17 protein-coding genes, 5 tRNA genes and 1 pseudogene are annotated in these 19,832 nt (G+C 61.9%); 8 read left to right on the top strand and 15 right to left on the bottom strand.

All coding sequences use genetic code 11. The features are described 5' to 3' along the window. The first annotated feature begins 130 nt into the window (after positions 1-130). Complete coding sequence (locus BLR26_RS11035; protein WP_045195193.1) at positions 131-673, top strand: DUF2062 domain-containing protein; 543 nt, start codon at positions 131-133, stop codon at positions 671-673. On the opposite strand, the gene BLR26_RS11030 is transcribed toward BLR26_RS11035, so the two are convergent. From BLR26_RS11030 to BLR26_RS11020, 3 genes are all read right to left on the bottom strand, one after another. After that, complete coding sequence (locus tag BLR26_RS11030) at positions 641-1,420, bottom strand: ABC transporter permease (RefSeq protein ID WP_045195195.1); 780 nt, start codon at positions 1,418-1,420, stop codon at positions 641-643. The genes BLR26_RS11035 and BLR26_RS11030 overlap by 33 nt on opposite strands. Next, positions 1,417-2,349 carry an ABC transporter ATP-binding protein gene (locus tag BLR26_RS11025; protein WP_045195197.1) on the bottom strand — a complete coding sequence of 311 codons (933 nt, stop codon included), beginning with the start codon at positions 2,347-2,349 and terminating at the stop codon, positions 1,417-1,419. The genes BLR26_RS11030 and BLR26_RS11025 overlap by 4 nt, the downstream gene beginning before the upstream one ends. Before the next feature lie 154 nt (positions 2,350-2,503). Beyond that, positions 2,504-3,127, bottom strand: coding sequence for a glutathione S-transferase (locus BLR26_RS11020; RefSeq protein ID WP_093380561.1), 624 nt, complete (start codon positions 3,125-3,127; stop codon positions 2,504-2,506). A 183-nt stretch (positions 3,128-3,310) separates the two neighbouring features. Between BLR26_RS11020 and BLR26_RS11015 the strand changes: the two genes are divergently transcribed. Both BLR26_RS11015 and BLR26_RS11010 read left to right on the top strand, forming a co-directional pair. Further along, positions 3,311-5,758 carry an acyl-CoA dehydrogenase gene (locus BLR26_RS11015; protein WP_093380558.1) on the top strand — a complete coding sequence of 816 codons (2,448 nt, stop codon included), beginning with the start codon at positions 3,311-3,313 and terminating at the stop codon, positions 5,756-5,758. 68 nt (positions 5,759-5,826) lie between these two features. Then, complete coding sequence (locus tag BLR26_RS11010; RefSeq protein ID WP_045195203.1) at positions 5,827-6,234, top strand: PA2817 family protein; 408 nt, start codon at positions 5,827-5,829, stop codon at positions 6,232-6,234. Between the two features lie 103 nt (positions 6,235-6,337). Here BLR26_RS11010 and BLR26_RS11005 read toward each other — a convergent pair. From BLR26_RS11005 to BLR26_RS10985, 5 genes are all read right to left on the bottom strand, one after another. Next, a tRNA-Gly gene (locus BLR26_RS11005) sits at positions 6,338-6,413 on the bottom strand. Positions 6,414-6,504: 91 nt separating this feature from the next. Then, a tRNA-Gly gene (locus BLR26_RS11000) sits at positions 6,505-6,580 on the bottom strand. A 5-nt stretch (positions 6,581-6,585) separates the two neighbouring features. Continuing rightward, a tRNA-Glu gene (locus BLR26_RS10995) sits at positions 6,586-6,661 on the bottom strand. Between the two features lie 103 nt (positions 6,662-6,764). Then, positions 6,765-6,840: transfer RNA gene (locus tag BLR26_RS10990), tRNA-Gly, on the bottom strand. Between the two features lie 2 nt (positions 6,841-6,842). Continuing rightward, positions 6,843-6,918: transfer RNA gene (locus BLR26_RS10985), tRNA-Glu, on the bottom strand. 335 nt (positions 6,919-7,253) lie between these two features. Here BLR26_RS10985 and BLR26_RS10980 point away from each other — a divergent pair. After that, entirely contained in the window at positions 7,254-8,021 is a 768-nt protein-coding gene (locus tag BLR26_RS10980; RefSeq protein WP_045195204.1) for a hypothetical protein, read from the top strand. A 102-nt stretch (positions 8,022-8,123) separates the two neighbouring features. Here BLR26_RS10980 and BLR26_RS10975 read toward each other — a convergent pair whose 3' ends face one another. Next, a complete protein-coding gene (locus BLR26_RS10975) occupies positions 8,124-8,606 on the bottom strand; it encodes a GAF domain-containing protein (protein WP_093380555.1) in 483 nt (160 codons plus the stop codon). Next, the gene (locus BLR26_RS10970; protein WP_045195206.1) at positions 8,603-9,493 is read right to left on the bottom strand and encodes an ATP-binding protein; all 891 of its coding nucleotides are present in this window, start codon (positions 9,491-9,493) and stop codon (positions 8,603-8,605) included. Before BLR26_RS10970 ends, BLR26_RS10975 begins: the two co-directional genes overlap by 4 nt. Before the next feature lie 82 nt (positions 9,494-9,575). On the opposite strand from BLR26_RS10970, the gene BLR26_RS10965 reads away from it, so the two are divergent. Then, positions 9,576-11,936, top strand: a complete 2,361-nt coding sequence (locus BLR26_RS10965; RefSeq protein WP_093380552.1) for a response regulator — start codon at positions 9,576-9,578, stop codon at positions 11,934-11,936. On the opposite strand, the gene BLR26_RS10960 is transcribed toward BLR26_RS10965, so the two are convergent. Continuing rightward, positions 11,929-12,414: a glutathione peroxidase gene (locus BLR26_RS10960; RefSeq protein WP_045195209.1), complete on the bottom strand. Its 486-nt coding sequence runs from the start codon at positions 12,412-12,414 to the stop codon at positions 11,929-11,931. The two genes, BLR26_RS10965 and BLR26_RS10960, sit on opposite strands and share 8 nt — an antisense overlap. A 15-nt stretch (positions 12,415-12,429) precedes the next feature. Further along, positions 12,430-12,822: a peptide-methionine (R)-S-oxide reductase MsrB gene (gene msrB / locus BLR26_RS10955; RefSeq protein WP_045195211.1), complete on the bottom strand. Its 393-nt coding sequence runs from the start codon at positions 12,820-12,822 to the stop codon at positions 12,430-12,432. 167 nt (positions 12,823-12,989) lie between these two features. On the opposite strand from msrB, the gene BLR26_RS10950 reads away from it, so the two are divergent. Next, on the top strand, positions 12,990-14,201 hold the full coding sequence (locus BLR26_RS10950) for a pyridoxal phosphate-dependent aminotransferase (protein WP_093380549.1): 1,212 nt from the start codon (positions 12,990-12,992) through the stop codon (positions 14,199-14,201). A 225-nt stretch (positions 14,202-14,426) separates the two neighbouring features. Continuing rightward, positions 14,427-15,314 (top strand): protease HtpX, encoded by an 888-nt coding sequence (htpX, locus tag BLR26_RS10945; protein ID WP_045195215.1) that lies wholly within the window; start codon positions 14,427-14,429, stop codon positions 15,312-15,314. A gap of 47 nt (positions 15,315-15,361) precedes the next feature. Here the strand turns inward: htpX and BLR26_RS10940 are convergent, their stop codons facing one another. Then, positions 15,362-16,012 carry a thiopurine S-methyltransferase gene (locus tag BLR26_RS10940; protein ID WP_093380546.1) on the bottom strand — a complete coding sequence of 217 codons (651 nt, stop codon included), beginning with the start codon at positions 16,010-16,012 and terminating at the stop codon, positions 15,362-15,364. 104 nt (positions 16,013-16,116) lie between these two features. Here BLR26_RS10940 and BLR26_RS10935 point away from each other — a divergent pair, with 104 nt between their 5' ends. Continuing rightward, positions 16,117-16,884 (top strand): DODA-type extradiol aromatic ring-opening family dioxygenase, encoded by a 768-nt coding sequence (locus BLR26_RS10935; RefSeq protein ID WP_093380543.1) that lies wholly within the window; start codon positions 16,117-16,119, stop codon positions 16,882-16,884. Positions 16,885-16,988: 104 nt separating this feature from the next. Here BLR26_RS10935 and BLR26_RS10930 read toward each other — a convergent pair. Both BLR26_RS10930 and BLR26_RS10920 read right to left on the bottom strand, forming a co-directional pair. Continuing rightward, positions 16,989-18,684: pseudogene (locus tag BLR26_RS10930) on the bottom strand (DEAD/DEAH box helicase). Between the two features lie 321 nt (positions 18,685-19,005). Beyond that, positions 19,006-19,761: a spermidine synthase gene (locus BLR26_RS10920; protein WP_045195222.1), complete on the bottom strand. Its 756-nt coding sequence runs from the start codon at positions 19,759-19,761 to the stop codon at positions 19,006-19,008. Positions 19,762-19,832: the final 71 nt, after the last annotated feature.

Here is a 19,832-nt window from a genome sequence, read left to right as displayed (position 1 = left end):
CAGAAGTAAACCACCCCCTGAGGCTTAGATCAGTGACGGCAACCGCTCGCTAAATAATTGTCACAAAGTCTGAATAAGGCACTTTTAGAATCCGTGCATACTGGCACCCTTCAGATTGCCGAGACCCCACATGCCGCGTCGTCTCTTCAAACGCTACATGCCCGATCCGACCAGCATCAGGGAACACAAATCCTTACGCTTTCTCGGCCGGCTGTTGCACGACCCCAACCTCTGGCACCTCAACCGGCATTCGGTTGCGCGCGCCATGGCTGTCGGCCTGTTCGCCGCTTTCATTCCGATTCCGATGCAAATGCTGCTGGCCGCAAGCCTGGCGATCATGGTCCGCGGCAACATGCCGATCGCGGTCAGCCTGGTGTGGCTGACCAACCCGATCACCATGCCGCCGGTGTTCTTCTGCACCTACCAGATGGGCGCCTGGCTGATGCAGATCCCACCACGCACCCTGCCTGAAGAACTGACCTTCGAGTGGATCACCGACCAGCTGTCGACCCTGTGGCAGCCGTTCCTGCTCGGCTCAGTGGTGTGTGGCGTGCTGCTCGGCGCCCTCGCCTACTGCCTGACCATGCTCTACTGGCGCTGGTGGGTCGGCAGGCAGTGGCGCCGGCGCAAGGTCAAACAATCAGGTGCGCATTCCTCGCCCACTGACCAGTAACCGCGCGCAGCCGATATACAGCACTGCCGTGGCGACCAGCATGAAGCTGATGGCGACGCCGATGCGGATGTCCGACACGCCGAGAATGCCGTAGCGGAACGAGTTGACCATGTGCAATACCGGGTTGGCCATCGACACGGTCTGCCAGAACGGCGGCAACAGGGTAATCGAGTAGAACACCCCGCCCAGGTAGGTCAGCGGCGTCAACACGAAGGTCGGGATGATCGAGATGTCATCGAAGTTGCGGGCGAACACGGCGTTGATGAAGCCCAGCAGCGAGAAGATTGTCGCCGTCAGCAGCACCACGACAATGGTCACGCCCAGGTGATGAACCTGCAGGTCGGTGAAGAACAGCGACAGCAAGGTGACGATCACCCCTACCGCCAAGCCGCGCAACACGCCGCCCAGGGTGTAGCCGACGAGGATGGTATGCGGCGACACCGGCGACACCATCAGTTCCTCGATCGAACGCTGGAACTTGCTGCCGAAGAAGCTCGAGACCACGTTGCCGTAGGAGTTGGTGATCACCGACATCATGATCAGCCCCGGGACGATGTACTCCATGTAGGTGAAGCCGCCCATGTCGCCGATCTGCCGGCCGATCAGGTTACCGAAAATCACGAAGTACAAAACCATGGTGATCGCCGGGGGCAGCAGGGTCTGCGGCCAGATCCGGGTAAAACGGCGTACTTCGCGGTAGACGATGGTATTGAGGGCGACCAGGTTGGCGCTCAGTTCCGAACTCATACCGCCACCTTTGCCAGGTTTTTCTCAACCAGGGACACGAACAGCTCCTCGAGACGATTGGTCTTGTTGCGCAGGCTCTGCACCTCGATGTTCTGCAGCGCCAGCTGGCCGAACAGCGCAGTAATGCCCACTTCCTTGTCAACTTGCACTTCCAGGGTGTGCGGGGTGATCAAGCGGCACGGATAGCCGACCAGGTTTGGCGCCTGGGGCAGGTCCTGCTTGAGGTCGAGCAGGAAGGTCTCGACATGCAGCTTGCTCAGCAAGGCGCGCATGCTGGTGTTCTCGACGATGGTGCCGTGGTCGATGATGCCGATGTGACGGCACAACTGCTCAGCCTCTTCCAGGTAATGGGTGGTGAGGATGATGGTGATGCCTTTCTGGTTGAGCTCGGTCAAAAAGCTCCACATCGACCGGCGCAGCTCGATATCCACACCCGCGGTCGGCTCGTCGAGGATCAGCAGGCGCGGCTCGTGGATCAGCGCGCGGGCGATCATCAGGCGGCGTTTCATGCCGCCCGACAGCGAGCGCGACGGCACATCGCGCTTGTCCCACAGGCCCAACTGGGTCAGGTACTGCTCGGCCCGCTCCTTGGCGACCTTGGCCGGGATACCGTAGTAACCGGCCTGGGTGACGACAATGTCGAAGGTCTTTTCAAACTGGTTGAAGTTGAACTCCTGCGGCACCACGCCGATGCAGCGCTTGAGCGCGGCGGGCTGGCGATCGAGGTCGTGACCAAAGATGTTGACGCTGCCGCTGGTCTTGTTGACCAGGGTCGAGAGGATGCCGATGGTGGTGGATTTGCCGGCGCCGTTGGGGCCGAGCAAGGCGAAGAAGTCACCTTCGGCGACATCCAGGTCAATGCCCTTGAGGGCCTGGAAACCGTTGCCGTAGGTTTTGGTTAGCTGCCTTATGGACAGAGCAGAACTCATAGCGGGTCGCGTACCAGTGTGGAAGGTTCTAGACGCGGCCGGGCGAGGCCAGCCGCAGTGAATAGGAGCATGGTGCTTGTGCAGACCAGACAAGTACAGTCATGTGTATCGATATTAACTATCAGCTTGACCGCACTTTCCCGGTAACCGTCAATCAGGTCAGCGCCGTCATCACCGCCGCCTGATAGGCCGGACGCTCTTGCAGGCGCTCATACCAGGCGCGCAGGTGGCGCATCTCGGGGCGCTCGATGGGCATCTCGAACCAGGCGTAGGCAAAGCAGCCCAGGGGGATATCGCCCATGCCCAGCTTGTCGCCAGACAAATACGGCTGGTGCGCCAGGGCCTGGTCGGCAATCGACAGCAACTGCGCGCAGGTCTTGTGTGCGGCATTGATTGCCACCCAGTCCTGCTGATCGGCAGGCGTGCGCAGGATGCCCCAGAACAACGGCCGGAACGGCGTGGCCAGGGAGGAAGTAACCCAGTCCATCCACTTGTCGGCCTCGGCACGCTTGCGTGCGTTCTGCTCATACCAGCCCGACTCGCAGCCGTACTGCGCCGACAGGTAGCGCACAATGGCATTGGACTCCCACAGCACCAGGCCGTCGTCCTCGATCATCGGCACCAGGCCGTTGGGGTTCAGCGCCCGGTACTGCGGCTCGTTGACCAGGCCGAATGCGCCACCGGCATCGATCGACTCATACTCAAGACCAAGCTCTGCGGCGCACCACAGTGCTTTCCTGACATTCGACGAATTCTTCCTGCCCCAGATCTTGAGCATGTCGTTTCCCTGATGATTTGGCTGGTCGCCCAGTCTACTCCAGGCGCTCGCGCTGGCAATCGTTTGGCGTGCAGGCGAACTCCTGAGGTCATGTCCTGTCACTGTTCAGACAAGCCGTTTAGCCGATGCGGTCTAAGCTTCGATGGATGGCGAAATGCCCCGATGTTTCACGGAGGAATTCCTATGTTGCTGTTGTGGTTAGTGGTCCTGGTGATCGGCGTGGCTTACCTGGCCCACCGTCGCATCGCCGCCTTGCCGGCGTTGGGCATCGTTGCCCTGTACCTGCTGGCGATGGGCATTTTCAGCCACGCCCCAGGCTGGCTGCTGACGATTTTCTGGCTGCTGCTGGCCGCCGTCGCCGCGCCCCTGCTGCTCCCCGACCTGCGCCGCAAAGTGCTCACCGCGCCCCTGTTCGGCTGGTTCCAGCGCACCTTGCCGCCAATGTCGCAGACCGAACGCGAAGCCATCGACGCCGGCACCGTGTGGTGGGACGGCGAGCTGTTCAGCGGCCGACCGGACTGGAACACCCTGCTCGGCTACTCCAAGGCCGAACTCACTGAAGAAGAACAAGCCTTTATCGACGGCCCCACCGAAGAACTCTGCGCCATGGTCAGCGACTGGCAAATTGGCCAGGACCTGGATTTGCCCCCCGCGGCCTGGGAGCACATCAAGAGCCACGGCTTCTTCGCCCTGATCATTCCCAAGGAGTACGGCGGCAAGGGCTTTTCGGCCTACGCCCACTCGCAGGTGGCAATGAAGCTGGCGACCCGCAGCGGCGACCTTGCTTCCACCGTGATGGTGCCCAACTCCCTCGGCCCGGCCGAACTGCTGCTGCACTACGGCACCGACGAGCAGCGCAATCACTACCTGCCGCGCCTGGCCCGCGGCGACGAAATCCCCTGCTTCGCCCTCACCGGTCCGCTGGCCGGCTCCGATGCTGGCGCCATGCCCGACACCGGGATCATCTGCAAAGGCCAGTGGCAAGGCGAGGAAGTCATCGGCCTGCGCCTGAACTGGGAAAAGCGCTACATCACCCTCGGACCGGTCGCGACCCTGCTTGGCCTTGCCTTCAAGGCCTACGACCCCGAACACCTGCTGGGCGATAAAGAAGAACTGGGCATTAGTCTCGCGCTGATTCCCACCGACACCCCCGGCGTCGAAATCGGCAAGCGTCACCTGCCCCTGGGCGCGGCGTTCATGAACGGCCCCAACAGCGGCAAGGATGTGTTCGTGCCGCTGGAGTTTCTCATCGGCGGCCAGGACATGCTCGGCAAGGGCTGGATGATGCTGATGAACTGCCTGTCGGTGGGCCGCTCGATTTCCTTGCCAGCCGTGGGCACTGGTGCAGCCAAGTACACCAGCCTGGTGACCGGCCAGTACGCGCAGATTCGTGAGCAGTTCAACGTGCCGCTGGCGGCCTTCGAAGGTATCCAGGAATCCCTCGCGCGCATTGGCGGCAACGCCTTCCTGATGGACAGTGCGCGACTGCTCACCGCCAAGGCCGTGGACCTGGGCGAAAAACCCTCGGTGCTGTCGGCGATTCTCAAGTACCACCTCACCGAGCGCGGGCGCGAATGCATCCAGCACGCCATGGACGTGCACGGCGGCAAGGGCATCATCATGGGCCCGAACAACTACCTGGGACGCAACTGGCAAGGCGCGCCGATCTTCATCACCGTCGAGGGCGCCAACATCCTCTCGCGCAACCTGATGATCTTCGGCCAGGGGGCGATTCGCTGCCATCCGTTCGTACTCAAGGAAATGGCCCTGGCCAGTCGCGAAGACCACGACCAGGCGCTCAAGGAGTTCGATCACCTGCTGATGCAGCATATTGGTTTTGCCGTCGGTAACGCTGCCAGTACCTTGGTGCTCGGCCTGGGCCTGGGCCATTTCGAGAAAGTCCCGGGCGACGCGTTAAGCCAAGGTTACTTCCGCGCCCTCAATCGCCAGGCGGCGGCGTTCGCCTTGCTCGCCGACCTGTGCATGATGCTCCTGGGCGGCGAACTCAAGCGTCGCGAGCGTTTGTCGGCGCGCCTGGGCGATGTGCTCAGTCATTTGTACCTCAGCTCGGCGGCGCTCAAGCGTTACCACGACCTGAATTCGCCCGAGTACCTGCAACCGCTGCTGCGTTGGGCCCTGGAGGAGAGCCTTGGCCAAGCCGAAAAAGCCCTGGACCGCTTGCTCGACAACTTCCCCAACCGCTTGCTCGGTTGCGCCCTGCGCCTGGTGGTGTTCCCCTTCGGCCGCCGGCATACCGGGCCAAGCGACGAACTGGACGCGGAGATTGCCGAACTGATCGGCCGCGCCAAGGGTGACCCGGCGCTGGAGGAGCTGCTTGCCGGTTGTTATCGGCCGCAAGCGGACGGCGACCCGGTTGCCGCCCTGCAACAGGCCTGCGATTTACTCAGCGCCGGCGCGCCGCTGCGTAAAAAACTGCACCAGGCCGTCAAGAGTGGCCAGGTTGACCCTGCGCCAGGCGAGTCGATTATCGACGCGGCGCTGCACGCTGGCGTGCTGCAAGCCAGTGAGGCGCAAAGCCTGCATGCCGCTGAGTCGGCACGCCGGCGGGTGATCGATGTCGATGCCTTCGACAAGGAGCAACTGCTACCGGCCGACGGCAAGATTCGCTAAGGGCCGGGACATCGGGCGCCGGGAGCCGTATACTCCCGCGCCCGTTTTTGCTCAAGAGGACTGCCTGCATGGCTACCGATCGCCTGGAATACCATCTCGCCCTGCTCACCCACCTGCGCACCATCCTGGTTGCCCTGGGCGAAGCCGAGCAGGTGCCGGAAGAAAGCCACGCGTTGTTTCTGGAGCGCTTCGACGATCTGATGCTGCAACTGCCCGTCGATCCGGAAAGCACCTATCTTGGCCAGGACCTGATGTGCCAGGTCATCCAGCGTTATCCACAGGTCGCGCACCTGGTACCGCGCGACCTGCTGTGGTTCTTTGGCGGCGACTGCCTGCACTTCATGCCGGAGAACGAACTGGACATGTACCAGGAACTGGAAGAGCGCCGCTTCGAGGCCGAGCAGAATGATGAACCCTTCGACTGGAACCAGGAAAAACAGCTGCTGAGCATGTCGGACGACGACAGCAAGCATTAAGCGATGAAGCTGCGCAGGGCTGACAACAGCCCTGCCGCACGCAGACAGCGGATAAAATCGAGACGAAAAAAAACGCCGTTCAAACGAACGGCGTTTCTTTATTTGGAGCGGGAAACGAGACTCGAACTCGCGACCCCGACCTTGGCAAGGTCGTGCTCTACCAACTGAGCTATTCCCGCAAATTTGTAGCGACCGGCCGGACCGGCAAGAACAAGCACTGACGCCCTTGTTCCATCACTACAGCGTTATCAAACGCTGGAGCACCATATTTGGAGCGGGAAACGAGACTCGAACTCGCGACCCCGACCTTGGCAAGGTCGTGCTCTACCAACTGAGCTATTCCCGCAAAAATGGCGTCCCCTAGGGGACTCGAACCCCTGTTACCGCCGTGAAAGGGCGGTGTCCTAGGCCACTAGACGAAGGGGACGACGCCCGAAACATGCAATGCATGCTTCAGTTACCAACTCAAACCATAAAGATCTGACGCTGGGTTTTTACAAGCCCTGCCGTTAAGCAAAGCCTTTGTAAACTGGAGCGGGAAACGAGACTCGAACTCGCGACCCCGACCTTGGCAAGGTCGTGCTCTACCAACTGAGCTATTCCCGCATTGGCGTCCCCTAGGGGACTCGAACCCCTGTTACCGCCGTGAAAGGGCGGTGTCCTAGGCCACTAGACGAAGGGGACACGCTACAACATTCACTCCCTGCCGCGTTCCGCTGTGTGCTTTACGCTGCAAGTGGCGCGCATTCTAGGGATGCTTTGATAAGCCGTCAACCCCTCTGTATAAATTTATTTAAATCAATGACTTCCCGGCGCTTTGCAGCCTTGCGCCAGGGCAACGCGCGCCTGAGGCTTGACGATTATTTTCTGACGCCCTACCCGCCTTCGGCCCAATAGCCACGGCGATCTACCAGCAAAAGGCCATCAATCGCCCCCGGGCAACCGCCAAACAGCTCTATCCGGCTAAAAGCTTAGCCACTACACTCAAACAGTAAATCATCCTGTATGAGGCGTTAACGGTGACACCACTTCTGATCACCCTGCTTATAGTAGCGGGGATCGCGTTATTGATCGTGATCGGCTACCTGAACAACGTGGTCGAGAACAACAAGCTCGAGCGTGCCCGGCTGAAGATCGAGCTGGCCGAACGTTTGCGCCGTTGTGGCGAAATCACCGAAACCTTTCCTGGCCAGTTGATGACCCCGGCCCTCAAGTTGCTGTTGACCCGCCTGGAACTCAACCTCAACCAGCGCCAGTTGGCCCTGGACAAGCACAGCCGCGATATCCGCGCACGGATCGCCGAACTCGAAGGGCTGATTGCCAAAGGTGAAGCACTGCCGGTGAACAACCCGCCGATGCCGATCCAGACCGAAGCCCGGGCCAAGGATGTGCGTTTTTTGCTGGAAGGCATGCACAACCAGATCACCCGCGCCGCCCAGGAAGGCTTCCTGCCGACCAACGAGGCCAAGTACTGGGTCAAGGAAATTCGCCACATCCTGGTGCTGCTGCACATCGAGTTCTTCAACAACCTCGGCCAGCAGGCGCTGCAACAGAACCAGCCCGGGCACGCGCGCCTGGCCTTCGAGCGTGGCGTGCAATACCTGCGCAAGCAGCCTGACCCGGTGATTTACCGCGAACAACTGGAATACATGGAGAAGCTGCTGGCCCGCGCCAATGCCCAGGTGTTGAGCCAGCTGGAACCGGCCGAGGACGAAACCAACGCCCTGACCGAAGGCCTGAAGACCGATACCACCGAAGACTGGAAGAAAAAGGTCATCTACGACTGAGTTCTAATTGACCCATCGCCGGCAAGGCCGGCTCCCACAAGGTTCGCTACATACAAGACCTGTGAGAGCTGGCCTTGCCAGCGATCGAGTGCAAAGCGCTCGTCAGCAATCGGTCAGTCGCAGGAAAATCCCCGCCAAACGCTCCAGCCCCGCCTGATCCACTTCGCTGAAACGCGCAAGCTTAGGGCTGTCGAGGTCCAGCACGCCAATCAACCGGCCATCCTTTACCAGCGGAATCACCAGCTCGCTGTTCGATGCACTGTCGCAGGCAATGTGCCCGGGAAACGCGTGCACATCTTCCACCCGCTGGGTTTCCCGGCTGGCCGCAGCCGCGCCGCACACACCACGCCCGAACGGGATGCGCACGCAGGCCACCTGCCCCTGGAATGGCCCCAGCAGCAGTTGCTCGTTGCGGTTGAGGTAGAAGCCGGCCCAGTTCAGGTCTTCGACCTGACTGTAGAGAAACGCCGAAAACTGCGCGGCGTTGGCGATGAAGTCACGCTCATCGGCCAGCAGGGCTTCCAGTTGTGCCGCCAGCAGACCGTAGCCTTCGAGGCCGGCGCCGGTAGCGTTGAGGTCGATCATGATTTTTGCTCCAACAGTTTCAGTCCCACCCAGTAACGGGCGAACTGGTAGGCACAACGGCCGTTACGGTTGCCGCGACCGGTTGCCCAGCGCACGGCGAGAATGTCCAGTTCCTCGTCGCGGCGCCAGGCCAGGCCAGCGCTCTGCGCCAGCTGGGTGATCCAGTGCTCGACCACGTTGAGAAAATGCTCCTGGGTGAAGGGGTAGAACGACAGCCACAGCCCGAAGCGGTCAGACAGGGCAATTTTGTCCTCCACCGCTTCGTTGGGATGCAGCTCGCCGTCAACCATCTTCCAGTTTTCGTTGTCGCTCTGTTTTTCCGGCACCAGGTGGCGGCGGTTCGAGGTGGCATACAGCAGCACGTTATCCGGCGCCTGTTCGAGCGAGCCGTCGAGTACGCTCTTGAGCACCCGGTAGTCGCCCTCCCCGGCTTCGAACGAGAGGTCATCGCAAAACAACACGAAGCGTTGCGGCAGTTTCTGCAGTTGCTCGACCACCCGCGGCAGGTCGGCCAGGTGATCGCGCTCGATTTCGATCAGGCGCAGGCCGGCTTCGGCATGCTCGGCCAGCAGTGCGCGCACCAGCGACGACTTGCCGGTACCGCGCGAGCCCCACAGCAGTGCGTGGTTGGCCGGCATGCCATCGAGAAACTGGCGGGTGTTGCGCCCCAGTTGCTCGCGCTGCTGATCGACGCCGATCAGGTCGGACAGGCGCATGTCGAGGCTGACCTGCAGCGGCAGCAGGTAGCCGCTACGGCCATCGCGCTGCCAGCGCGCAGCCAGGCATTGCGACCAGTCGATGCTCGGGCGTGGCGCCGGCAACAGGGGCTCAAGGCGCGCAAGTACGGTTTCGGCGCGCTCCAGAAAAGCATTCAAACGTGAGTCCACAAGAATTCCTCAAGACAGATGCAAGGACAAAAGCACAGCTGAATGTGTGACAGGGCGTGCCAGCAGCCGGGACTGATCGGCTATGCTTGCGCAGCGCACGGAACGTGAAACTGGCTCGGGACTCATGGATATCAAGTTCACCAATCGCCTGTCCTACAAGCAAGCCCGGCTGACGGTCCTGGTCGGCTTCATCCTGGGTACATTGCTCAGTCTCATCCAGATCGGTATCGATTATGCCAGTGAAGACGCCTCCATCAACCGCGAGATGCAGGCGCTGCTGCAAATCAGCCATAACCCGGCTTCGCGCATCGCCTATAACATCGATGCCGAACTGGCCCAGGAACTGACCCGCGGCCTGCTGCAATCGCCGGCGATCACCCGCGCCTGGCTGATCGACAACAACGACACCGTCCTCGCCGATGTTCAGCGCCCACGCCAGGAAAGCAGCTACCGGCTGATCAGCGATTTCCTCTTCGGCGAATCGCGCCAGTTTCGCGACCAGCTGTTTCTCAGCCATATGCCCGACGAATACCTCGGCACCCTGTACCTGGACGTCGATACCTTTGCCTTTGGCAGCCGCTTTCTCAAGCGCGCCGAAGTCACCCTGCTCAATGGCTTTGTGCGCAGCCTGGTCCTGACCGGGATTCTTCTCGGCCTGTTCTACATCATGCTGACCCAGCCGCTGGTGCGGGTGATCAGCGCCCTGAGCAACAGTGATTCGCGCAACCCGGCGCAGTCCAAACTGTCGTTTCCACCCGGCCACGAGCAGGACGAAATCGGCGTGCTGGTCAAGGTCGCCAACCAGCAGTTCGTCAGCATGGCCACCGAGATCCAGCAGCGGCGCAACGCCGAAAACCGCCTGACCGACTACCTCAACGAGCTGGAGAACATCGTCTCGGCGCGCACCAACGAGCTCAAGGCCAGCAACACTCGCCTCAGCCAGTCCAACGAAGAACTCGAAGACGCCCGGCGCCGCGCCCTGGACATGGCCCAGGCACGCGCGGCCTTTCTGGCCAACATGAGCCACGAGATTCGCACCCCGCTCAATGGCCTGCTGGGGATGATCGCGCTGTCACTGGACAGCCCGCTCAATGCCGAGCAGCGCCAGCAGCTGTCGATTGCCCACGACTCGGGCAAGGTTCTGGTCGAGCTGCTCAACGATATTCTCGACCTGTCCAAGTTCGATGCCGGGCAACTGGAGCTTGAACGCATTCCCTTCGACCTCGGCGCGCTGGTCGAAGACACCGCCAACCTGCTGTCGCAGAACGCCGCGCCCAGTGTCGAGCTGACCTGCCTGATCGACCCGCAGTTTCCCTCGATGGTGCTCGGCGACCCGACACGGGTACGGCAGATTGTCAGCAACCTGCTGTCCAACGCCTTGAAGTTCACTCGCTTTGGTCGCGTCGATGTGCGCCTTTGCAGCTACGCCGGCGGCGTTCGCCTGGATGTCTGCGACACCGGCATCGGCATCCCCAGCGAAGCCCAGGTACGGATCTTTCAGCCCTTCACCCAGGCCGGCGCCGGTATCACCCGCCAATACGGCGGTACCGGCCTGGGCCTGGCGCTGACCAATAACCTCTGCGAAGCCATGCAAGGGCGCCTGAGCATCAGTTCTGAAGCCGGCTTTGGCAGCCAGTTCAGCGCCGAGCTGCCACTGCCCAGCCATACCGCGGCGGTGCCCGCGCAACCTTTGCATGGCAGCGTTGCGGCCATCAGCAATGCCAGCAGCGGCCTGGCCGAACTGCTGCAGACACTGCTGCCCGGCTGGGGCCTGGACTACCAGCGCTACGACACGCCAGAGCAACTCAAGGACGCGACCCCGGACCTGCTGATCACCGACGACCTGGATTGCCTGTTCAGTTTGCGTCCGCAGATCAGTGCGCCAATCCTGCTGGTTACCGCCTATGGCAATTTCCTGCCCGGCGAACAGGCCGCGCACCTGGCGCCCTTGCAGCAGCAGGCCCGACCGCTGGCCCGCAACGCCCTGTATCAGACACTGCGGCGCACCCTGCACGGCGCCGACCACATCAACCAGTCACCGCTTGGCGGCGCCTCGCACAGCGAACGCCGTGCACGCATCCTGCTGGTCGAGGACAACCCGGTGAACCAGTTGGTGGCCAAGGGTATGCTGGCCAAGCTCGGCTGTGAGGTCAGCGTCGCCGCCCATGGCGCCGACGCCCTCGAACAGCTGGAGCAGTCACCCTTCGACCTGGTGCTGATGGACTGCAACATGCCGGTGATGGACGGCTATGAAGCCAGTCGGCGGATCCGCCAGAGCGGGCGCTGGCCAGACCTGCCGATCGTCGCCCTGACCGCCAACGCCATGCCCGAAGAGCGCGAGCGCTGCCGGGCTGCGGGGATGAGCGACTACCTGGCCAAGCCGTTTCGCCGCGAGGAATTGCTGGCGCTGATCGATCACTGGGTGCCGTTGACGGCTACCTGAGCAGTTTCTCGATCGAACCGGCCAAGGCGTCCGGCTTGGTGCTCGGAGCATAGCGGGTGACCTTGCCGGTGGCCGGGTCGAGCAGGAACTTGGTGAAGTTCCACTTGATGCCTTCGGAGCCGAACAGCCCCGGGGCGCGCTTTTTCAGCTCGATAAACAGCGGATGGGCTCCGGCGCCGTTGACTTCGATTTTGCGAAACAACGGGAAGCTGACCCCAAACTTGAGCTCGCAGAACTGCGCAATCTCGCTCGCATCGCCCGGCTCCTGCTTGCCGAACTGGTTGCAGGGAAAGCCCAGCACCACCAGCCCCTGCTCGCGGTAACGTTGCCAGAGCTGCTCCAGGCCCTTGTATTGCGGGGTAAATCCGCACTGGCTGGCGGTGTTGACCACCAGTACTGCCTTGGCCGGGTAATCGGCCAGGGCTTTTTGCTCACCGGTCAGGGTAATGCAGGGAATCTTCAGCATTGCGTCGGCCATGACCTTGCTCCTTTGTCAGCGTGGCACCAGGTCCAGGCAGACCGAGTTGATGCAGTAGCGTAGCCCGGTCGGCGGCGGACCGTCGGGAAATACGTGGCCCAGGTGGGCGTCGCACTTGGCGCAGGTGACTTCGGTACGAATCATGCCGTGGGAGGTATCGCGAATTTCGATCATCGCGCTGTCGGCAATCGGCTCATAGAAGCTAGGCCAGCCGCACCCGGAATCAAATTTGCTGCTCGAATCGAACAGCGGCTCGTTGCAGCAGATGCAATGGTAGACGCCGTCGGTCTTGGTGCCGTTGTATTTGCCGCTGAACGGCCGCTCGGTGCCCTTCAGGCGGCACACGTTGTACTGCTCGGGGTCGAGCATGGCGCGCCATTCTTCAAGGGTTTTCGCGAGTTTTTCCATCATCAGGCCTCATCTGTCCAAAAACCCCGCGCCATGGCTTTTCCACAGGGCGGGCGGCACGTATATTATTGCGCCTCATCAGACATCAGTCTGGCACCCGCGTCATACGCATTTCAAACGTTTTCACAGCGCAATGCGCGGCGATCTTTTCTAATCGGGATCACATCATGCAGGTCAGCAAATCGAACAAGCTCGCCAATGTCTGCTATGACATTCGCGGCCCGGTGCTCAAGCACGCCAAACGCCTGGAAGAGGAAGGCCATCGCATCCTCAAGCTGAACATCGGCAACCCGGCGCCCTTTGGTTTCGAGGCGCCGGACGAGATCCTCCAGGATGTGATCCGCAACCTGCCGACCGCCCAGGGCTACAGCGACTCCAAGGGCCTGTTCAGCGCACGCAAGGCGGTGATGCAGTACTACCAGCAAAAACAGGTAGAAGGTGTCGGTATCGAAGACATCTACCTGGGCAACGGCGTCTCCGAGCTGATCGTGATGTCGATGCAGGCGCTGCTCAACAATGGCGACGAAGTGCTGATCCCGGCCCCGGACTACCCGCTGTGGACCGCCGCGGTGAGCCTGGCCGGCGGCAACCCGGTGCACTACCTGTGCGACGAGCAGGCCGACTGGTTCCCGGACCTGGACGACATCAAGGCCAAGATCACCTCCAACACCAAGGCCCTGGTGATCATCAACCCGAACAACCCGACCGGCGCGGTGTACTCGCGCGAACTGCTGCTGGGCATGCTCGAGCTGGCCCGCCAGCACAACCTGGTGGTGTTCTCCGACGAGATCTACGACAAGATCCTCTACGACGAAGCCGTGCACATCAGCACCGCCTCGCTGGCCCCGGACCTGCTCTGCCTGACCTTCAACGGCCTGTCCAAGTCCTACCGGGTGGCGGGCTTCCGCTCCGGCTGGCTGGCCATCTCCGGGCCCAAGCATCACGCCATGAGCTACATCGAAGGCATCGACATGCTGGCCAACATGCGCCTGTGTGCCAACGTGCCGAGCCAGCACGCGATCCAGACCGCCCTGGGCGGCTACCAGAGCATCAACGACCTGGTACTGCCACAAGGCCGCCTGCTTGAGCAGCGCAACCGCACCTGGGAGCTGCTCAACAGCATCCCCGGGGTCAGCTGCGTCAAGCCGATGGGCGCGCTGTATGCGTTCCCGCGCATCGACGCGAAAGTCTGCCCGATCCACAACGACGAGAAGTTCGTCCTCGACCTGCTGCTGTCGGAAAAGCTGCTGATCGTCCAGGGCACTGCCTTCAACTGGCCGTGGCCGGATCACTTCCGCGTCGTGACCCTGCCACGGGTCGACGACCTCGAGCAGGCCATTGGCCGCATCGGAAACTTCCTGAAGACATATCAGCAGTAACCTACTGCGCATATGGAAACGTCTGCGCCGCCCTCGGCGCAGACCTTTCAGACCCAGCATTCAGCCCTTACATCACCCGCCGCTCTGGCGTGCGGGTTGCTGGAATTCGTCTGTAATAAAGGCAAGTACACAGTTTGAAATAGTCGCCCGGTTGAATCACTGCAGCGCGCACCTTATATACCCCGCATACGTGACACTTTTATCCGTCAGGAGAACGTAACAACCATGATGCGCATCTTACTGTTTGTGGCCACCAACCTCGCGGTTGTGCTGATTGCCAGCATTACCCTGAGCCTGTTTGGCTTCAACGGGTTCATGGCGGCCAACGGGGTTGACCTCAAACTCGACCAGCTGCTGATTTTCTGCGCGGTGTTCGGTTTTGCCGGCTCGCTGATCTCGCTGTTCATCTCCAAGTGGATGGCGAAGATGAGCACCGGCACCCAGATCATCAGCCAACCGCGCACCCGCCACGAACAATGGCTGCTGCAGACCGTCGAGGAACTGTCCCGCGAAGCCGGCATCAAGATGCCCGAAGTGGGTATCTTTCCGGCCTACGAGGCCAACGCCTTCGCCACCGGCTGGAACCGCAACGACGCCCTAGTAGCGGTCAGCCAGGGCCTGCTCGAGCGCTTCTCGCCCGATGAAGTGCGCGCCGTACTGGCTCACGAGATCGGCCACGTGGCCAACGGCGACATGGTCACCCTTGCCCTCGTGCAAGGCGTGGTCAACACCTTCGTGATGTTCTTTGCCCGCATCATCGGCAACTTCGTCGACAAGGTGATCTTCAAGAACGAAGAAGGCCAGGGTATCGCCTACTACATCGCGACCATCGTCGCCGAACTGGTACTGGGCATCCTGGCCAGCATCATCGTCATGTGGTTCTCGCGCAAACGCGAGTTCCGCGCCGACGAAGCCGGCGCCCGCCTGGCCGGCACCAACGCGATGATCGGCGCCCTGCAGCGCCTGCGCTCGGAACAAGGTGTGCCGGTGCACATGCCCGACACCCTCAACGCCTTCGGCATCAACGGCGGCCTCAAGCAGGGCCTGGCCGGCCTGCTGATGAGCCACCCGCCGCTGGAAGAGCGCATCGAAGCCCTGCGCCGTCGCGGCTGATCGGTAGCAGCAATAAAAAAGGGCGACTTCGGTCGCCCTTTTACATTTCAGCGCTGCAGGCGGTACACCCGCTCAAATAGCATCGGCACCCCGGCCTGAACGAACTTCGGGCTCTCGGCGAGAATATCCCGCGCCTCAAGCTCATGCGGCTGCCAGTCAGCGAACAGTTGCCGCACCTGGGCATCAACCACCGCAAAGGGCGGGCCCGGCAGCAGGGCCTGGTCGTAATCCATGGTGATCAACAGCCCCCGACACCCGGACCCCAGATAGCCACTGAGCAGCGCGGCATAGCGCTGGCGCAACGCAGGCGGCAAGGCAATCACTGCGGCCCGGTCATACAGCGCGGTGCAGTCGGCGATATCCTCGGCGCTCAGGGCGAAGAAATCACCACACCACAGCTGCAGGTTGCCACTGCGATAGGTCTTGAACGCGCCCCGCTGGCCGACTTCGGGCGTCAACCGCTGTTCGTTGAAGAAATCCTCCACCGCCCGCTGGGACAGCTCGATGCCGAGCACCTGATGGCCCTGCCCGGCCAGCCAGGCCAGGTCGAGGCTTTTGCCACACAACGGCACCAGGACCTTGCTGCCGGGCGCCAGGCCCAGGCTGGGCCAGTACTGTTGCAGGTCGCCGTTGACCTGGCGCTGGTGAAAGCCGATCTGGTTGTCTGCCCAACGCTTGTGCCAGAACTCTGCCTGCATGGCATACCTCGAATTATTCGATCAGATTATGCGAAAACTTATATTGGAATCAGATCAATGATCTGCCGGAAGATGGGCCCATCTTAACCGCCAGGACCCTCTCCATGCTGCCCAGCCTGTTTATTTCTCACGGCTCGCCCATGCTCGCCCTCGAGCCCGGTGCCAGCGGCCCGGCCCTGACGCGCCTGGCCGCAGAGCTACCGCGGCCCAAAGCCATCGTGGTGGTCTCGGCGCACTGGGAGAGCCGCGAGCTGTGGGTCAGCAGCCACCCGCAACCAGAAACCTGGCATGACTTCGGTGGCTTTCCTGCCGCCCTGTATGCCGTTCAGTACCCCGCTCCTGGCGAGCCGGCACTGGCCGAGCGCTTGATCGGCCTGTTGGGCGATGCCGGGCTAGCCGCGCGCCTCGACCCCAAGCGCCCGTTTGATCATGGCGTGTGGGTGCCGCTGTCGTTGATGTACCCGGCAGCCGACATCCCCGTAGTACAGGTGTCTCTACCAAGTCAGATGGGCCCGCAGCTGCAGGAGCAGGTGGGCAAGGCGCTGGCGCAATTGCGCGAGGACAACATCCTGCTGATTGGCTCGGGGAGCATTACCCACAACCTGCGCGAGCTCGACTGGCAGGCTGGACCCGAAAGCGTCGAGCCCTGGGCCCTGGCGTTTCGCGACTGGATAATCGACAAGCTGGTAGCCGATGACACCCCCGCCTTGCACGACTACCGCCAGCAGGCGCCGTTTGCCGTGCGCAATCATCCCAGTGATGAGCACCTGTTGCCGCTGTATTTCGCCCGGGGTGCGGGCGGGCGATTCGGGATTGCCCATCAGGGGTTTACGCTGGGGGCGCTGGGGATGGATATTTACCGGTTCGATTGATCCTGTCGCTGGATTGCGACCGATCGCGGGTCAAGCCAACACATCACCTCGTACAGGCAAAAAAAATCCCCGAACCAGTCGGGGATTTTTTTATCGCTCGCGGATCAGTCTTCGCGGTAGCGGCGCAGCTTCAGCTGCTTGCCGGCAACACGAGTGTCCTTGAGCTTGGTCAGCAGACGCTCCAGACCTTCCTCCGGCAGCTCGACCAGGCTGAAGCTGTCGCGCACCTGGATGCGGCCGATCGCTTCGCGGGCCAGGCCGCCTTCGTTGAGGATCGCGCCCAGCAGGTTCTTGGCGGCGATACCGTCACGCGCGCCCAGCGCGGTACGGCAACGCGCACGACCTTCGCCCAGCGGCATGGGTGCACGACGCTCACGCTCGCCACGCTCTGGACGATCGCCAGTGCGCTCACGCGGAGTGTAGGTCGGAACCAGCGGCTGCTCTTTCTCGACCGCTTCAAGGGTCAGGGCCTGACCGTTGGTAGCCTTGCGCAGCAGGGCAGCGGCCAGGGCACGCGGGCTGCAACCGATGTCGGCGGTCAGGCGGTCAAGCAGATCACCGTGGGTCGACTCGGCGTCAGCAACCAGCGGCGCCAGGCTGTTGGTCAGCTTCTTGATGCGCGCATCGAGAACGGCCTGGGCGTTCGGCAGGCGAACTTCAGCAACCTTCTGACCGGTAACACGCTCGATCACCTGCAGCATGCGACGCTCGCGCGGGGTAACCAGCAGCAGCGCACGGCCTTCGCGACCGGCACGGCCGGTACGGCCGATACGGTGAACGTAGGACTCCGGGTCGTACGGCATGTCGACGTTGAACACGTGAGTGATGCGCGGTACGTCCAGACCACGGGCAGCGACGTCGGTAGCGACGACGATGTCCAGGCGGCCATCTTTGAGCGAGTCGATGACGCGCTCACGCTGGTTCTGGGCAATGTCACCGTTCAGCGCAGCGGCTTTGTAGCCTTTGGCTTCGAGGGCGCTGGCCAGGTCCAGGGTGGCTTGCTTGGTACGCACGAAGGCGATCAGCGCGTCGAACTCTTCCACTTCCAGCAAACGCAGGACAGCAGAAACCTTCTGGTCGGCGTGGACCATCAGGTGGGCTTGTTCGATAGCGGTAACGGTCTGGGTCTTGCTCTGGATCTTGACGTGCTTCGGCTCGCGCAGGTGGCGCTCGGCGATGGCACGGATGGATGCAGGCAGAGTGGCCGAGAACAGTACGGTCTGACGGCTTTCCGGCATGGCCTTGAAGATCACTTCGAGGTCATCCATGAAGCCCAGCTTGAGCATTTCGTCGGCTTCGTCGAGCACCAGGTGGTTGACGGTTGCCAGGACTTTCTCGTCGCGACGCAGGTGGTCGCAGAGACGGCCCGGGGTAGCAACGACGATTTGCGCGCCGTTACGGATAGCTTTCAGTTGTGGGCCCATCGGGGCACCACCGTATACGGCCACCACGGTTACGCCCGGCATTTGCTTGGCGTAGGTTTCAAAAGCGGTGGCTACTTGCAGCGCCAACTCACGGGTTGGCGCCAGGATCAGGGCTTGCGGCTCGCGCTTGCTCGGGTCGATGCGGTGCAGGATTGGCAGAGCGAAGGCAGCGGTTTTACCGGTGCCGGTCTGCGCCTGACCGATCATGTCGTGACCAGCGAGAATAATCGGGATCGATTGCTGCTGAATGGCGGACGGCTCTTCGTAGCCGGTAGCCAGCACTGCAGCAACAATGCTCGGATGAAGTTCGAGAGCGGCGAAGCCGCCGGTTTCCTGGGTCATGGGTCTGCCTCTAAGTGCATCCGCAAAGACCCATGCTCCAAAGCTGCACATGCCTTGTAAGACCCGAAGGTCACCCTGGCAGCTTTGTCGGCGGGGATTTGCGAAAACGATTGAAGAAAAAAAGGAACGTCAAGGAGAGTCCGCAGTGCGGACGCGCAGCCGAAGCTGGCTTCGGGGAATTGCACACCTTAAACGAGGTCCGGTGAAAGACCGGCGCGTACTATACCTGAATTCGCCATTCACGGGAGATTTTTTTCATGAAACACACCAGCGCCAGGCCACGTAACGGCGGGCCCGGAAAGTGGACGACACTGGCGGCTGAATCGATTTTCCGCCAGTGACACAGTGACGCGCCTCAGGACGCCGGGCGAATCGCACCGATCAGCGGTTGCAACGAGTAGCCCAGTTGCGGCGCCAGCGCCTCGGCCCGCGCGGTCAGGCCCGGCAGATCGAGCTGCTGGTCGAGGTCAGCCGGGACCATGAGGATCACATTGCCCTCCTTCACCGGCAATTCCCAGTAATGCCGATGATAAAGGCCGCGCAGCAGCGCCGCACCCAACGGCTTGCCGTCGTCGCTGGCCCACTGGTTGATCACCAGCCAGCCACCAGGGTTCAGGCGTTTCTGGCAGTTTTCCAGAAAACTCCAGGCCAGGTGCGCGACCCCCGGGCCGTGGTCGGTGTAGAGGTCGACGAAGATCAGGTCGGCGGATTCGGCCGTCTCCAGCAGCTCCATGGCATCGCCGATACGAATGTACAGGCGCGGGTCGTCATCCAGGCCCATGTACTCGATGGCCAGGCGCGGTACATCCGGGCGCAACTCGATGGCTTCGACGTCTTCCAGCGGCAGGAACTTCAGGCAGGCCTGGGTCAGGGTGCCGGCACCGAGCCCCAGGAACAACGCGCTCTCGGGCTCGGCGTGAGCCAGCGCGCCGATCAGCATGGCACGGGTGTAGTCGTACTCCAGCCAGCTCGGGTCGGCGGTGAACACGCAACTCTGCTCGATCGCCTCGCCAAATTCGAGAAAGCGATAGTCGTCAACTTCCAGCACGCTGATGGTGCCGTACTGGTCCTGCACCTGGGCCAGCAGTCGCTCTACCCGTTCCACTGTCATGCTGTCTCCCGGCAGACGCCGCCGTATCGCGCAAAAACCGCCATTGTCTGTCAATAGCGCCAGTGCAACAA

The organism is Pseudomonas sp. UC 17F4 (assembly GCF_900101695.1).
Classification (GTDB): Bacteria; Pseudomonadota; Gammaproteobacteria; order Pseudomonadales; family Pseudomonadaceae; genus Aquipseudomonas.
This window is presented reverse-complemented; position numbering and strand designations above follow the sequence as displayed.